The organism is Paenibacillus sp. JNUCC 35, assembly GCF_058269095.1.
Map to the genome: position 1 here is coordinate 5,574,952 of NZ_CM177771.1, position 14,966 is coordinate 5,589,917.

Consider the following 14,966-nt stretch of genomic DNA (forward strand, 5'->3'; position numbering starts at 1 on the left):
CAATGATTTCATTACATCATGCCGCCCATACCGCCCATGCCGCCCATGTCAGGCATAGCAGGTTTGTCTTTTTCAGGCTTGTCGGCGATAACCGCTTCGGTTGTCAGGAACATAGCCGCAACGGATGCCGCGTTTTGCAGGGCGGAACGCGTTACTTTCGCCGGGTCAACGATACCGGCTTCGATCATGTTCACCCACTCGCCAGTAGCGGCGTTGTAGCCGATACCGATCGTTTCTTTCTTCAGACGCTCAACGATTACGGAGCCCTCTTGGCCGGCGTTCGCGGCGATTGTGCGAACCGGCTCTTCCAGAGCGCGCAGAACGATGTTCACGCCTGTTTTCTCGTCGCCATCGGAACCTACAGCGGCAACAGCATGGTACACGCTCACGAGAGCTGTACCGCCGCCTGCTACGATACCTTCTTCAACCGCAGCGCGAGTAGCGTTCAGTGCGTCTTCGATACGCAGTTTGCGCTCTTTCAGCTCGGTTTCGGTAGCAGCGCCGACTTTGATTACGGCAACGCCGCCGGCAAGTTTAGCCAGACGCTCTTGCAGTTTTTCTTTATCGAACTCGGAAGTGGTTTCTTCCAGCTGCGCTTTGATTTGGGAAACACGCGCATCGATGTCTTCTTTAGCGCCGGCGCCATCGACAACGATCGTGTTTTCTTTGGTTACACGGATTTGACGAGCTGTACCCAGCTGTTGCACCGTAGCGGATTTCAGCTCGAGGCCGAGTTCCTCGGTGATCACTTGGCCGCCGGTCAGGGCAGCGATGTCCTGCAGCATAGCTTTGCGGCGGTCGCCGAAGCCAGGAGCTTTGACAGCCACGCAAGTGAACGTACCGCGCAGACGGTTAACGACCAGCGTAGCCAGTGCTTCGCCTTCTACGTCTTCGGCGATGATCAGGAGCTGCTTGCCTTGTTGAACCACTTTTTCAAGGACCGGAAGGATTTCTTGGATGTTCGTGATCTTTTTGTCGGTGATCAGAACGTAAGGGTTCTCCAGAACGGCTTCCATTTTGTCCGTGTCCGTGATCATGTACGGGGAGATGTATCCGCGGTCGAACTGCATGCCTTCAACCACTTCAAGCTCAGTCGCGAATCCTTTGGATTCTTCAACGGTGATAACGCCGTCTTTGCCGACTTTCTCCATCGCTTCGGCAATCAGCTCGCCAACTTCGTCGTCAGCAGCGGAGATAGCCGCTACTTGAGCGATGCTTTGCTTGCCTTCGATAGGCTTCGCAATGCTTGCAAGCTCTTCGACAGCCGCGCGAACGGCTTTGTCGATGCCTTTGCGGATAACCATCGGGTTAGCGCCCGCGGTTACGTTTTTCAGACCTTCGCGAATCATCGCTTGAGCCAGAACCGTAGCCGTAGTCGTACCGTCACCGGCAACATCGTTAGTTTTGGTCGCGACTTCTTTGACAAGCTGTGCGCCCATGTTCTCGAAAGCGTCTTCGAGTTCGATTTCTTTCGCGATCGTCACACCGTCATTGGTGATGAGCGGGCTTCCGAATTTTTTCTCAAGTACTACGTTGCGGCCTTTAGGTCCGAGTGTTACTTTAACTGCGTTCGCCAGAGCGTCCACACCACGAAGCATTGCGCGGCGCGCGTCTTCACTAAACATAATGTCTTTTGCCATCGTTAAAACCCTCCCTGAAATGTTTGATTCTGCTTACAGGTTCATGCGCATCTATATCGATTCCGATAACCGGCCTTGGCCGAGGCGTCAGGCGGTAAGTATTCAAATGAGTGGCTTAAGTATGTGAATCCGCTAAATTAGGCTAAGATAGCGAGGATATCGCTCTCACGCATAATCAACAGCTCGCGGCCCTCGTATTTCACTTCAGTCCCTGCGTATTTGGAGAAAATAACGCGGTCGCCTTCTTTAACTTCCAGCTCAACGCGCTCGCCGTCTTTCAGCGTGCCGCTTCCAACTGCTACAACTTTGCCTTCCTGCGGCTTTTCTTTAGCTGTGTCCGGAAGCACGATGCCACTAGCAGTCGTCTCCTCTTTCGCAATGGCTTCAATGATAACGCGATCACCCAACGGTTTGATCATGGATAAATAGCCTCCTTCAGTTTAGTTTGTAGTCAATGGATTTTAAGATTTTAGCACTCAAACATCTTAAGTGCTAACAACACTTTTAATGATAATGATTTTGCCATCGTTTTGCAAGTGGGTTTTGTTAAATTTTATTGTTTTTGCCGCAAAAAGCAGAATGGAAGTTGTTCCCAAGGAAACGCCTCACCCATTGTTCCCCGACTGCCGGAATTTCATTCGTCTTGTACACCGGTTTTACCGGCCCGGGTGAAAAAACGGTTCCAACTTCGTATCCTATGCGCTGCCGGCTCTCTTAAGACGAGGAATACGGCACTTTGCCGGCAGCATCGCGGTCATTCCAAGGAACGCCCAACCCTACCTCTTTGGCCCCGATCCGATAAAAAAGGGGCCGTCTTCCGACAGCCCGTTACTTTTGTTCCCCGTATTCCGCTTCCCAGGCCGCATCCTGGACAAGCTGTTTGCGATAAATAAAGCCCGAAAGCAGGACGCTGAACTCATACAGCACAATCATCGGCAGCGCCACAAGAATAGCGGAGATCGCATCCGGCGGCGTGATGATAGTCGAGAGGATGACCAGAACCATATAAGCGTAACGGCGCATTTTGGCCAGCCGCTTGGGGTTCAGAATGCGCAGTTTAGTCAGAAACATCACCACGATCGGAAGCTCGAACAGAACCGAAAGCGGCAAAATAATGTTAAACATGAACGAAAAATACTGGGCTGCCCCGTAGAGCTCGGTAATTCCCATAGAATGGCTGATCGCCGTCGTAAAGTAAAAAGCCATCGGAAACACGACAAAATATCCGAAAGCAAGACCCCCCAGGAACAGGACAACCGCTCCCGGAATGTAGAGAATCGACGCTTTCTGCTCGCTTTCCCGGAGCCCCGGACTTACAAACGCCCAGATGTGGTAAAGGATCACCGGCAGTGTAATGAGCAGAGCCACGACAAAACCGAAGTTCATGTATAAACGGAGCGCATCCCACGGTGAAAATACATGCCACGCGATTTTATCGGCCGGAGGCACGGATTTCAGGAAAAGGATGACGTTCTTGGCGAAAACAAGGCCGATGACGAGGCCGATGATCAGGACTCCCAGCACCCAGAAGATCCGCTTGCGCAGCTCCGCCAGATGCTCGACCAAAGGTTGTTCTTTATCCATGCAGCACCAACCTATCTACGTATAGCTTCACTGAACCGGAACCTTAGTCGGGAAGCCGGCGGGGGTTGTCCGAAACCGCCCGTTCACTGCTCGCCGCCGGTGCGGGAGCGGCTTGCGTTAAAGAGGCAGACGCCGGAACTTCTTCGGGCGCTGCAGCGGCAGATTTGTCCCCGGCCGCTTTCTTGTCCGCCTGGTCATGCTCGGACATCATATCGCGCGCGCCCTTCTTGAACTCGCTCAAGGTACGTCCGAAAGCTCTCCCGAGCTCGGGAAGCTTGTTCGGCCCGAACAGCAGCAGACACACGACGGCAACCAGCAAAATTTCGGTAAAGCCTATATTTTGAAACATCCGGAATGTTTCCTCCTTCAAAATGTGTAATCAGCAGCCGAGCAGGCCGCCGTATCCCATCTCCGTAATATCTTCGCGGAAAATCTCTTCCCCGGCGCAGATACGCGGGAGAAGCACGTCGAAGGACGTGTACGGATCGTGCATCACGCAGCCCGGCAGCCCCATTACCGGGACGCTGCCGATATAGGCCATCATCAGCATCGAGCCGGGCAGCATCGGCGTCCCGTAGCTGACGATGCGGGCGCCCGCCCGGGATATGGCTCCGGGCGTGCGGTCGTCGGGATCGACCGACATGCCGCCGGTGACCAGGATGAGATCCGCACCGAGTCCGAGGAAATACCGGATCTCGGTTACGATCGCATCCATGTCGTCCGGTGTGAACCGCTGGTCGATCACGTTCGAGCCAAGCGCCTCGACTTTGGCTCGCACGACAGGGCCGAATTTGTCCCGGATTCGGCCCTTGAACACTTCGCTGCCGGTGGTGATCAGCCCCGCCCGCAGGCTGCGGAACGGCTTCACGGCGACAAGCCCCGCCGCTGCCGCCGGAGCTTCCTCCGGCGAAGCCGTGGAAGCTCCGGAAGGAGCCGCGCTCTTGCCGGCCGCATCCGCCGTGCCGTCGTTCTCCGGCTCCAAACTCCCGGCGTCCAAGGCTTGGCCGCTTCTTCGCTGCGCAGCCAGCCGTTCCACGCGGACGACAGGCTCCTCCTCGATGACGAGCGGAATGACCCGGGTTCCCGCGAGAGGCTGCCCGGGTTTAACGACCGTATTCGTGCGGATGGTCGACATCACGATGCGGCCTATGCCGTTGACTTGATCGACGAACGCTTTGTCGATCTTGGCAAGCCCGTGAATCGCCGATTTCAGCGTCACCTTGCCTTCGTGCGGTTCCGTCCGTTCGGTGTTCGCTCCCCGCACGGCGCTCGCCAGACGAAGAGCCGCCTCATCCTCGTGAAGGTAGCCTTCGGCAAGCTCCAGCACGTAAATATGCTCCTTGCCAATGCTTAGCAAAGCGGGAATATCTTCTTCCGAAATCTGGTGGCCTTTGCGGAACAAGCGCCCCTTGAACTCTCCCGGGATAATCTGGGTCAAGTCGTGAGCGAGGACCAGACCGACCGCATCCTCCACTTTTACTTCACGAAGCATGGAGTCAGCTTTCATCCGCATGTTCCTGCTCCCGGCCCGTTAGGATCGACAAGGCATGAGGGAGCACGTCAATAATGGCCATGAGACTTTCATGGACACCCTTGGGGCTTCCCGGCAGGTTAATGATCAGCGTAGAGCCCCGGATTCCGGTCACCGCTCGCGAAAGCATAGCCCGAGGAGACTTCTCGATCGATTTCATCCGCATGGCTTCGGCAAAACCGGGTGCCGAACGGTCGATGACGCTCAAGGTCGCTTCCGGGGTAACGTCCCGGGCCGCAAGACCCGTTCCGCCTGTCGTCAAGATGAGATCCGCCTGAAAGTAGTCGGTCATTTCTATAAGAGCCGCCATAATTTCGTCCATTTCATCCGGTACGACGCGGTATTCAATGATATCTCCTTGAATCTCTTCCTCTACCAGTTCGCGGATGACTTGGGCGCTCGTATCTTCCCGTTCTCCCCTCGATCCGCGGTCACTGGCAGTTAGAATCGCAACTTTCCAGCGCATTCCTCTCACCTCTTCCTCTACTGTAACAAAATTTGATTAAGAATGGGTATCAAATCTGTGAAAATCTCCATTTTTACCGCCGGTTTTGGTTACGAGCATCGTAGGCCCGATCACCATGTCCTTCTGGAGTGCTTTGCACATATCATACACGGTCAGGGCCGCAGCCGATACGGCCGTCAGCGCCTCCATTTCCACGCCGGTCGGTCCTGTTGTGCGCACTTCGGCTTCGATGCCGAGTTTCGTCCCGCTTTCGTATACGAAGCGGATGTCCACCCCGGACAGCGCGAGCGGGTGGCACATCGGAATCCAGTCGGCCGTTTTCTTCGCCGCCATGATGCCGGCCACCTGGGCGACAGCAAGCACATCGCCTTTGGCAAGCCGCCCGTCACGGATGCGCAGCAGCGTTTCCGGCAGCATCGTAACGCTGCTGCGGGCAACGGCTGTCCGCTTGGTCTCCTTTTTATCGCTGATGTCGACCATTTTGGCGCGCCCTTGTTCATTAAAATGAGTCAGTTTATCCGGCTGCTCCATCCGATCCCTCTCCCCTCTTCCGGTCCGCTGCCGGATCCCGGGTATATGCGGCGCTCTCCGTAATCAGCACGTCCAGACGGATATCGTGCGGTTCCACGGGAAGGCGCTCCACAAGCTGCAAGTCAAAGGCCGCCGCCGCAAAAAGTGGCGCATCCCGTCCTTCCTCGCGAGCGGTTTGCAGCAGCTTTTCAAGAAAGCGGTCGTAATAACCGCCTCCATATCCGAGCCTTCCGCAAGCGGTATCAAAAGCAAGTCCGGGTACGAGAACAGCGAAAGCGGCGAGGGGATCCTGCAAAGCGGGGCTCAGGGGGTCTGGCTCCATTATGCCGTGCATCCCTTTCTGCAGGTCTTTCCACTGCCTGATTTCGTGAAAAAGAAGCTCTCTCGATGCATGCAGCGAACGAGGCACAAAAACACGGATGCCCGCTTCCCAGCAGGCTTCGATGGTCCTGTGAATCCCGCATTCCGTGCGGAAGGGGACATAAGCCAGAACGATCGGAATGTCCGGCAGACGGGAAGAGCCGCAGCTTCCGGCCGTTTCCCGGCCCGTGGACAATCTTGTGCCGGAGTACTCGTGACTCGGACAGTTTTCTTCTGAAAGAGCCGTTTCTTGCGGCTGTTTCAATGGCAGAGGCGCCGTACCGCCGGAGGTATCGGGCGAAAGTTCCCGGCTGGCGATTACGCCTTTCAACCAGGCGGTCAGCCTTTCGTTGACGCGGAGCTCACGGCTTGCTCTCTCCGTAGGCGCCAATCCCGCCCGGAGCGTTTCGACGTGCCGGCGGATTTCTTTTTTATCGGAACCGTTCATGTATAAAGCTGCAACCTCTTTTCGGCTGGGGCTGTTATTTTTGGACTGACTGGCAGGATTTCGTAGATGGTTGTCTTCCTGCGGGGCAAAGGACCTTATTTAGATAGAAGGCATATGCAGACAGTAGTATACATTATTTTATCACATTGCCGGGAAGTTTGAAAAAAATGTGTTCAGTTTTCCTCGAGGCGTTTTTCCTGTACACTAAAAAGAGTCATTCTTATCCGCGGCGGAGCCTGCTTGCAAATCTCGCCAGGTTAATTCCCGCGACTTTACGAAGCAGCCGTATTAATGAAGAAAATCGTGCAATCATGGAGGTAATAACGAAAGATGCTTCTCCAAGTAAACGGAATCGGTAAAAGCTACGGCACTTCGTCCGTGCTTTCTAACATATCCCTGCAAATCGAAGACCGCGAAAGAATCGGTCTGGTCGGTGTGAACGGAGCCGGCAAGTCGACTCTGCTGCAAATTATTGCAGGCGACCTTTCTTACGATGAAGGCGACATTTTTAAAGCCAAAGAAACCCGGATCGGCTATCTCCGCCAGAACGGCGGTCTGCAGACGGACAAAACGATCCTCGAGGAAATGCGCACGGTCTTTACGGCGCTTTATGCCGTCGAGAGAGAGCTGCGCGAGCTGGAACAACAGATGGCGGATCCGAAGCTGATCGATAACGCCAAGGCGTACGAGGACACGATGAACCGGTATTCCGCCAGATCCGAGTGGTTCCGTGAGCGGGGCGGTTACGAGATCGAAGCCAGAATACGCGGGATCCTGCACGGTATGGGGTTTGGGGAGTTCCCTCCCGATACGCTGATCCAGACGCTCAGCGGCGGACAGAAAACCCGTCTCGCGCTGGCCAAAATGCTCCTGGAAGAGCCGGACTTGCTTCTTCTCGACGAGCCGACCAACCATCTGGACATCCGCACGCTGACGTGGCTGGAGTCCTACCTGCGCGGGTATCCCGGCGCTATTCTGGTCGTATCCCACGACCGCTATTTCCTCGACTCGCTCGTTACGGCGATCTACGAAGTCGAGCGCACGTCGTCCAAGCGCTACACGGGCAACTATTCCCGTTTCGTCGAACTGAAGGAAGCGGACTATGAAATCCGCATGAAGCAGTTTGAGAAGCAGCAGGAAGAGATTGCCCGTATGGAGGACTTCGTGCAGAAAAATATCGTCCGCGCCACGACGACCAAACGCGCGCAGAGCCGCCGCAAAGCGCTGGAGCGCATGGAACGGATCGACAAGCCTCTCGGCGATCTCAAGCGCGCCAGCTTTTCCTTCCAGATCGATCAGACCTCCGGCAAGGAAGTTTTGCAGGTGAGGGATCTGGCGCTGTCCGTAGGCGAAGGCAAACGCCTTCTCGATTCCGTCTCGTTCGAGCTGAGGCGCGGCGAAACGGCCGCCCTGATCGGCCCGAACGGTATCGGCAAGACGACCCTGCTGAAAACCCTGATCGGCAAGCTGTCCCCCGATACCGGCGCCATCCGCTGGGGAACCAACGTCAAGATCGGCTACTACGATCAGGAACAAACGACCCTGAACCCGCAGAAGACGATCCTGGAAGAGGTCTGGGACACGTTCCCTACTATTGAAGAAGCGCGCATCCGCTCCGTGCTCGGCAATTTTCTTTTCAGCGGCGAGGATGTGTTCAAAAAGATCGCGTCCCTTAGCGGCGGTGAGAAGGCGCGCGTAGCGCTAGCCAAGCTTATGCTGCTTAATGCGAATATGCTTATACTCGATGAGCCGACCAACCATCTGGACTTGTACAGCAAGGAAGTGCTCGAATCGGCTCTGCTCGATTACGAAGGCACCCTGCTCTTCATTTCCCATGACCGTTATTTCCTGAACAAAATGGCGGAAAGCATGCTGGAACTGGAACGCCACGGCGTGACCCATTATCTCGGCAACTACGACGATTATCTCGAGAAAAAAGCGGAGCTCGCCGAAATGGAAGCCGAACGCGCCCGTGAACAGGCGGCCCGCGACAGCAAGGCCAAGGCCTCCTCGGCGTCTTCCGCGGCGCAGCAGACGGATAAACCTTCGTCTTACGAAGCGGACAAGCAGGCCAAGCGGGAAGAGCGCAACCGCCAGCGGCGGATCGAGCAGCTTGAGCAGGATATCGCCCGGCTGGAAGAGGAAGTGACCGCTCTTGAGGAGGAGCTGGCCGATCCGGCGGTCTACAACGATTATGTGCTTGTCCAGGAGAAGAATGCCCTCATCGAGCAGAAAAAAGAAAGCCTGCAAGCGTGCTACGAGGAGTGGGAGACTCTTGTGGGCTGAATTCAGCCCCCGCCCGACAAAATAAATGCAAAAAAGAGGCCTGACGGGCCTCTTTTTGTTATACCTGCGGTTATCCCGCTTTATGCGATAAGCCGAGGAACCGGAGCGGAAGAATCAGGTTAGGCTTGATTAGTCCGACGAACCGGACGACAGGCCCCTGTAGAGCCTCCTGCCGTTCGGACTTTCGCCAATTACAGCTTAAACCGGCTGATGCTCTGCTTAAGCTCCCGGGACATATCGCTCAGCGCACCGGCCGAAGCGGAAATATCCTCCATGGAAGCGAGCTGCTCTTCCGAAGAAGCGGCAACGGTCTGGGAGCTTTCCACGGTCTGCTGGTTCATATGGGACAGCTCCGAGATGGACGCGGCTACTTCTTCCGTTCCGGCGGACATCTGCTGGGAGGACGAAGAAACCTCCAGAATCTGCTTCGCAAGCTCGTCCATATGATTGACGATGCGCTGGAAGGCTTCCCCGCTCTCGGAAACGAGCTTGGTCATCTCCGTCACTTCTTCGGCCGTATGGCTCATCGTGCCCACGGCCTGACCCGTACCGGTGCGGATCGTGACGACCAGCTCGGCGATTTGGTCCGAGGACTGCCTGGACTGCTCGGCAAGCTTGCGGATTTCATCGGATACGACCGAGAAGCCGCGTCCGTGTTCCCCTGCGCGTGCAGCCTCGATTGCCGCATTCAGCGCCAGCAGATTCGTCTGGTTCGCGATATCCGAGATCAGCGCCGTAATGCCGCCGATTTCCTCGGACAACTGCGCAAGCTGGTTGATCGATTCCACGGAACGCTGCACCGTATCGTTCATCCGGCTCATCTGCCTCACATTGTGCTGAATCATCCCGTTGCCCCGAGCCGCCTCTTCGGAAGCGGATTCCGAGGATTGCGCCGCATAACCCGCGGATTCGGCAATCCGCTGAATGCCCGTCGCCATCTCTTCCATGGCGTTCGAGCTTTCCTGCGTGCTCTGCAGCTGGCGCTCCGCTCCGGACGCTACCTGCTCGATCGCCGTCGCGATTTGATGCGTGGCCTGCGTCGTCTGTTTCGCGTTGGTATCCAGCACCTCCGCGGCATGACTCACCTGGTCGGAAGACTCCCGGATGCCCAGAATGAGGCTGTGGATGCTCGCCGTCATCGCGTTGAAATTCCGGGCCAGAGTTCCGAACTCGTCTTCGCTGCGGACCGGAATGGACACGGCCAGATTTCCTTCCGCCACTTCCAGCGACAGGCGGGAAAGCTCCCCGATGGGCTTGAGAATTCTGCGGGTGAATACACCCAGAAGCAAGGCGAACAGCAGAGCAATGCCCACGTAAAAAGCCAAGCTCGTCAGCAGCCTTTTGTTCATATCCCAGGACAGCGTGCCATAGTCAAAGTCGATGCCGACATAAGCCATTGTTTTGCCGGCCTCGTCCGTAACCGGGCTCAGAATGGTCACCCATTCCCCCGCCTGATCGGTATATACCGGCGTTACGCCCTGGCCTCCGGTCTTTTTAACCGTTTCGAAAGCTTTCGTGTACTGCTCGGAGAAGGTGTAGTCCGTCAAAGGCTTGAGCCCCGCCTTATCCAGTGTCTCACTGGCCGCGACAACGGTCAGAGCCATCTTGCCGTCCGCCGTTTTTTCCTCCGGATAGTATAGGGCGACGTTGGACATATCTCCGTCTTTTACATAATGCTCCATCATCGTGCGAATCGCTTCCAGCTCGGCTGCCGCGGCGTCCGGTTTCCCCGTGCTTTTCATCCGATCCATTGCCTTTGTAAGGAAAGGAAGCTGCTGCTCCCATCCCAGTTCTACGACCCGCTCAATCGATTTGAGCCGGCTGTAGTAATCGCCTCTCTGCTGCAAATAAGTCAAGGTCATGATCAACGCGCAAAGGACCACCACCAGTGCTGCCATCATCGTGATCACTTTCGCCGTCACGCTTCGTTTTAAGTATTTCATAGTTCCCCCCAAATAGTTAGATAGGAACTATATCGACAACATTCGACTAATTTTTTAACGTTCTATATAAAATTCTGTAGCCCAGTTCCTCCAGCTCGATATGCATCACGCCGTCCGCCGGTTTGACTTCTTCCTGCGAAAGCGCATCGCGCCAATCTTCCGCCACCATAGGATGCTGCAGCGTAACCCGCTCCTCGGTATTGTTCATCCAGATCGTAAAATGCGTATGGGCGTCGATCCGCTCGTAAATGATGCAGGGATCGCCGTGGTCCGCTTTAAGAAACCGGAAACTCCCTTCACGCAGCGCCCGATTTTCCTTTCGCAGATGGATCAGAAGCTTATAGAAATCCAGCAGCTCGCGGTCCTGCATATCGGGATGCCATTCCATACACTGGCGGCAATCCGGGTCGCCTTCTCCTTGAAGCCCCACTTCGTCCCCGTAAAAAATACACGGCGTCCCCATGTACGTCATCAGGAAGACCACGCACAGCTTCAGTCTTCTTTTGTCGCCGCCTACTCTCGTCAATACACGCGGAGTATCGTGGCTGCACAGCAGGTTGAAGACGACCTCGTTGGCCTGTTTCGGATACCGCATGAGCAGGAAGCCCATACTGCTTGCGAAGGAATGGCCGTCCATGCCCGGACCCGAGAAGAATTCCAGTACTTTGTCCGAGAACGGATAGTTCATGACGGAATCGAACTGGTCGCCCAGCAGCCACATCAAGGAGTCGTTCCATACCTCCCCGACGATGTAAGCTTCCGGATTGGCTGCTTTGACCACCTGCCTGAATTCACGCCAGAAGCGGTGGTCGATTTCATCGGCGACATCCAGCCGCCAGCCGTCGATTCCGATCTCCTCGATCCAGTACTTGGCTACGTCGAGCAGATACTTTTTCACTTCGGGGTTGGCTGTATTGAATTTCGGCATGCCTTCGAAAAAACCGAATGTATCGTAAGTGGGAATTCCGTTTTTTACGGCAATCGGGTATTCGTTGATATGGAACCAGTCGGCAAAGACGGACTCCTTCCCTTTCTCCTTCACATCCTGAAAAGCCGGAAACTCCAGCGCGCTGTGGTTGAAAACCGCATCCAGCATGACCCGGATTCCGCGCTCGCGGCAGGTCGCGACCACTTTCTTCAGCAGAGCGTTATCGCCGAAGTGAGGGTCCACCTGCGTATAGTCCAGCGTATCGTACTTGTGGTTCGAAGGAGACTTGAACACCGGGGTGAAATAGATCGCATTGATGCCCAGATCCACGAGATAGTCGAGATGATCAAGCACCCCCTGCAGGTCTCCGCCGAAAAAGTTCTCGCGCTCCGGCTTTCCGCCCCACGGCTGTACGCCTTCGGGATCGTTCCCCGGATCTCCGTTGGCAAAGCGCTCCGGGAAGATCTGATAAAAGATCGCATCCTTGGCCCAGGCCGGGGGACTGAAAAGGTCGATTTCATGAATATACGGGAACGCGTAATAGCCGCCGGGCGGATGCGGCTGTTCGGAATGAATACCCGTTTCCGTCATCCACAGCTGCTCGCTTCCCGCACTAAGCCTGAAGCAGTAGGACAGGCGTTTGTAGCTGGGCACGACTTCCGCCTCCCAGTAATCGAACAGCGAATCCGAAGCGGTTTTCGCCATGGATATTTCCTGATAAAAGGTGTTCCAATCGTATTTGTCGCTGGCGATCACCGTAATTTCTTCCACGTCATCCCTTTGTGTACGGACTCTCAACTGAATCGTTTTGTGATCATACGCATAAGCCCAGTTGCTTCTCGTCCCGTGATAAAAGGCTTCTCTATTCATTCAGGCTCACTCCCTGCGAATCAGTTTTGCCTTTTATATACACATTTTTTTCCACGGCCGAACCACGTTTTTTATCCACATCTTCATCCACAGATAAAATATAAAAAAGCGCCGGATTTTCGGCGCTTTAAGCACTTATAAACAGATTTATCCACATTATCCACAGATTCTTCTGAAAATGTTATCCGAGAGTTATACGGAAAAGGAAGAAAAAGCGGAAGCCTGAAAAATACGGGGTTTTTCAAGTTATGCACATTATCCACAGGGGGTGTGAATAAGTTCTTCACACCCATCCTGTTAATAATTTAAGCCATTAAGGTTACACCTTGTGAAGCACTCGGGTTGGCCCGCACGGCCTGGTTGCAGGCCGACAGGAAAGCTTTGGCGGTCGCAAACAGAATATCGACATCCAAGCCGGAGCTTTTGTAGGTCTGCGTCCCGCAGGATACCGTCACGGTCGCTTCGCCGGTCGCCTTTTCGCTGGCGGACAAGGAGTACAGCTCCAGATCGGCGAACGTCACATCCATCGGAACCGCTTGACGGATGCAGTTGACGATCGCTTCGATCGGTCCGTCGCCGGTGCCCGACCAGGTTGCCTCTGCGCCGCTCTCGTTATCGCGGATGGTGGCCGATGCCACGCAGCTGCGGTCGCTGGAGCTGACGACTTGAAGCTGTACCAGCGAGAAGCGCTCTGCCGCGGAAGCCCCCGCGTCACCGACCAGACTCATCAGCTCGTCGTCCGTGACGTGCTTCTGCTCGTCGGCCATGTCCTTGAAGCGGGCGTATACTTCCTCTAAGGACTGGGCGTCCAGATCGACACCGTACTGGCCGATCCGGTGCTTCAGAGCGTGACGGCCGGAATGCTTGCCCAGAATGATCATCGAACGAGGAATTCCAAGCTTTTCAGGCTCCATGATTTCGTAAGTATTGCGGTTTTTCAGCAAACCGTCCTGATGGATGCCCGACTCGTGCTGGAAGGCATTGCGGCCGACGACCGGCTTGTTGAACGCGATCGGCATATTCATCATCCGGCTGACCATCGTCGACGTGTTGTAGATTTCCTCCAGAGCGATGCCGGTTTCCATGTTCAGCGTATCTTTGTGCGTCTCGATCGCCATAACGATCTCTTCCAGGGAGCAGTTGCCCGCCCGCTCTCCGATGCCGTTCACGGATACTTCCACATAGTTCGCCCCGTTGCGGATGGCCGCCAGGCTGTTCGCAACCGCAAGCCCCAGGTCGTTGTGGCAGTGGGTGCTGAATTCCACCTTGTCGGCGCCCCTCGCATGCTTCCGTACATCCGAGAACATTTTGCCGTAATCTTCCGGCATCGCGTAACCGACGGTATCCGGCAGGTTGATGATCGTCGCGCCCTCGGCGATGACCGCTTCCACCAGCTCATACAAATACTCCCGGCCCGTGCGGCTGGAATCCATGGCCGTGAATTCGATCCGCTCGCAGAACTGCTTCGCGTAGGCAACCATCTGCCGGGCTTCCGCCAGCACCTGCTCGCGCGATTTGCGCAGCTGGAAGTCGAGATGAATATCCGACGAGGAGATAAACATGTGGATGCGCCGCAAAGCCGCGTCCTGAGTCGCCTTCACCGCCGCGTCGATGTCGATCTTGACCGCACGCGCGAAGCCGCAGATTTCCACCCCTTGCAGCTCCCGGGAAATCTGCTGCACTGCGGCGAAATCGCCGGGACTCGAGATCGGGAAGCCCGGTTCGATCGTATCCACGCCCATTTTCACAAGTTGCCGCGCGATGCGGACCTTTTCTTCCGGATATAAGGAACATCCCGGCGCCTGCTCGCCGTCTCTCAAAGTCGTGTCAAAAATTTTAATTTGCCGTTTCGTCATTTTCGTTATCCTCCTGATTACCCGTTTCGGGTTTATTAAAAACTCCGGTTGGGAGTTTTTTTGTGACATCCCTTCCTTAGCCGCCCTGAGCATGCAAAAAAGCCGCCGTCTCCAGAAAGAGACGACGGCTGTGCCGGCGCGGTACCACTCTTGTTGACCTTCCCCACGGGAAAGTCCGCTTACGGCAGCGAATGCGAAAGGGATTGAAGCCTAACATTCGCTGCGCGCCCGTTAACGGAGGCCAACCGTTTGTAAGCTTGAGTACGGCCGCTCATGCGGCATTCGTAACATTCGGCTCCCGGCTCCCAAGCGAGTTCCGATCCCTTACGGACTGCGTCGCACCTCCCCGCAGCTCTCTGTACCGTTACCGGATCGTACTACTCTTGTTCATTGCCTTTTTGGATATACGTGTTGTTCGATGTTTCCCAGACACCGGCTCCTGCCTGAATGTCCGCTCGGTTATATTTGCGATGATCGCAGGCTGTGCCTGCCGCGTTCTTGCTTCGCTTGACGATCGACCGGT

The 14,966-nt window shown here is 55.5% G+C and carries 12 protein-coding genes and 1 other annotated feature; of the genes, 1 reads left to right on the forward strand and 11 read right to left on the reverse strand.

Annotated elements, in window-relative coordinates:
* Positions 1-11 precede the first annotated feature (11 nt).
* The 8 genes from groL to AC2TF6_RS25305 all read right to left on the reverse strand — a co-directional run bounded on the left by groL (position 12) and on the right by AC2TF6_RS25305 (position 6,560).
* A complete protein-coding gene (gene groL / locus AC2TF6_RS25270) occupies positions 12-1,640 on the reverse strand; it encodes a chaperonin GroEL (RefSeq protein ID WP_009675226.1) in 1,629 nt (542 codons plus the stop codon).
* A 137-nt stretch (positions 1,641-1,777) separates the two neighbouring features.
* Positions 1,778-2,059, reverse strand: a complete 282-nt coding sequence (gene groES, locus AC2TF6_RS25275) for a co-chaperone GroES (RefSeq protein WP_009675186.1) — start codon at positions 2,057-2,059, stop codon at positions 1,778-1,780.
* Positions 2,060-2,468: 409 nt separating this feature from the next.
* Positions 2,469-3,224 (reverse strand): twin-arginine translocase subunit TatC, encoded by a 756-nt coding sequence (gene tatC, locus AC2TF6_RS25280; RefSeq protein WP_491309008.1) that lies wholly within the window; start codon positions 3,222-3,224, stop codon positions 2,469-2,471.
* 43 nt (positions 3,225-3,267) lie between these two features.
* Positions 3,268-3,573: a twin-arginine translocase TatA/TatE family subunit gene (locus AC2TF6_RS25285; RefSeq protein ID WP_491309009.1), complete on the reverse strand. Its 306-nt coding sequence runs from the start codon at positions 3,571-3,573 to the stop codon at positions 3,268-3,270.
* A 30-nt stretch (positions 3,574-3,603) separates the two neighbouring features.
* Positions 3,604-4,731 carry a molybdopterin-binding protein gene (locus tag AC2TF6_RS25290; protein ID WP_491311715.1) on the reverse strand — a complete coding sequence of 376 codons (1,128 nt, stop codon included), beginning with the start codon at positions 4,729-4,731 and terminating at the stop codon, positions 3,604-3,606.
* The gene (gene mog, locus AC2TF6_RS25295; protein WP_009675197.1) at positions 4,721-5,221 is read right to left on the reverse strand and encodes a molybdopterin adenylyltransferase; all 501 of its coding nucleotides are present in this window, start codon (positions 5,219-5,221) and stop codon (positions 4,721-4,723) included. Before mog ends, AC2TF6_RS25290 begins: the two co-directional genes overlap by 11 nt.
* Before the next feature lie 36 nt (positions 5,222-5,257).
* Positions 5,258-5,752, reverse strand: coding sequence for a cyclic pyranopterin monophosphate synthase MoaC (gene moaC, locus AC2TF6_RS25300; RefSeq protein WP_491309010.1), 495 nt, complete (start codon positions 5,750-5,752; stop codon positions 5,258-5,260).
* Positions 5,736-6,560 carry a 5-formyltetrahydrofolate cyclo-ligase gene (locus AC2TF6_RS25305; protein WP_491309011.1) on the reverse strand — a complete coding sequence of 275 codons (825 nt, stop codon included), beginning with the start codon at positions 6,558-6,560 and terminating at the stop codon, positions 5,736-5,738. Before AC2TF6_RS25305 ends, moaC begins: the two co-directional genes overlap by 17 nt.
* Before the next feature lie 330 nt (positions 6,561-6,890).
* Between AC2TF6_RS25305 and abc-f the strand changes: the two genes are divergently transcribed.
* Positions 6,891-8,846: a ribosomal protection-like ABC-F family protein gene (abc-f, locus tag AC2TF6_RS25310; RefSeq protein ID WP_491309012.1), complete on the forward strand. Its 1,956-nt coding sequence runs from the start codon at positions 6,891-6,893 to the stop codon at positions 8,844-8,846.
* 191 nt (positions 8,847-9,037) lie between these two features.
* Here the strand turns inward: abc-f and AC2TF6_RS25315 are convergent, their stop codons facing one another.
* The 3 genes from AC2TF6_RS25315 to AC2TF6_RS25325 form a co-directional block, all read right to left on the reverse strand.
* The gene (locus tag AC2TF6_RS25315) at positions 9,038-10,789 is read right to left on the reverse strand and encodes a methyl-accepting chemotaxis protein (protein WP_491309013.1); all 1,752 of its coding nucleotides are present in this window, start codon (positions 10,787-10,789) and stop codon (positions 9,038-9,040) included.
* A gap of 46 nt (positions 10,790-10,835) precedes the next feature.
* Positions 10,836-12,587, reverse strand: coding sequence for an alpha-glycosidase (locus AC2TF6_RS25320; RefSeq protein ID WP_491309014.1), 1,752 nt, complete (start codon positions 12,585-12,587; stop codon positions 10,836-10,838).
* Positions 12,588-12,892: 305 nt separating this feature from the next.
* Positions 12,893-14,443 carry a 2-isopropylmalate synthase gene (locus tag AC2TF6_RS25325; protein WP_491309015.1) on the reverse strand — a complete coding sequence of 517 codons (1,551 nt, stop codon included), beginning with the start codon at positions 14,441-14,443 and terminating at the stop codon, positions 12,893-12,895.
* A 114-nt stretch (positions 14,444-14,557) separates the two neighbouring features.
* Positions 14,558-14,843: a binding site (T-box leader), on the reverse strand.
* Positions 14,844-14,966: the final 123 nt, after the last annotated feature.

Bases quoted from the DNA above. Each gene is read 5' to 3' on its own strand.
- AC2TF6_RS25305 (WP_491309011.1), bottom strand. From the start codon at position 6,560: ATGAACGGTTCCGATAAAAAAGAAATCCGCCGGCACGTCGAAACGCTC.
- AC2TF6_RS25315 (WP_491309013.1), bottom strand. From the start codon at position 10,789: ATGAAATACTTAAAACGAAGCGTGACGGCGAAAGTGATCACGATGATG.
- tatC (WP_491309008.1), bottom strand. From the start codon at position 3,224: ATGGATAAAGAACAACCTTTGGTCGAGCATCTGGCGGAGCTGCGCAAG.
- groES (WP_009675186.1), bottom strand. From the start codon at position 2,059: ATGATCAAACCGTTGGGTGATCGCGTTATCATTGAAGCCATTGCGAAA.
- moaC (WP_491309010.1), bottom strand. From the start codon at position 5,752: ATGGAGCAGCCGGATAAACTGACTCATTTTAATGAACAAGGGCGCGCC.
- abc-f (WP_491309012.1), top strand. From the start codon at position 6,891: ATGCTTCTCCAAGTAAACGGAATCGGTAAAAGCTACGGCACTTCGTCC.
- mog (WP_009675197.1), bottom strand. From the start codon at position 5,221: ATGCGCTGGAAAGTTGCGATTCTAACTGCCAGTGACCGCGGATCGAGG.
- groL (WP_009675226.1), bottom strand. From the start codon at position 1,640: ATGGCAAAAGACATTATGTTTAGTGAAGACGCGCGCCGCGCAATGCTT.
- AC2TF6_RS25320 (WP_491309014.1), bottom strand. From the start codon at position 12,587: ATGAATAGAGAAGCCTTTTATCACGGGACGAGAAGCAACTGGGCTTAT.
- AC2TF6_RS25285 (WP_491309009.1), bottom strand. From the start codon at position 3,573: ATGTTTCAAAATATAGGCTTTACCGAAATTTTGCTGGTTGCCGTCGTG.
- AC2TF6_RS25290 (WP_491311715.1), bottom strand. From the start codon at position 4,731: ATGAAAGCTGACTCCATGCTTCGTGAAGTAAAAGTGGAGGATGCGGTC.
- AC2TF6_RS25325 (WP_491309015.1), bottom strand. From the start codon at position 14,443: ATGACGAAACGGCAAATTAAAATTTTTGACACGACTTTGAGAGACGGC.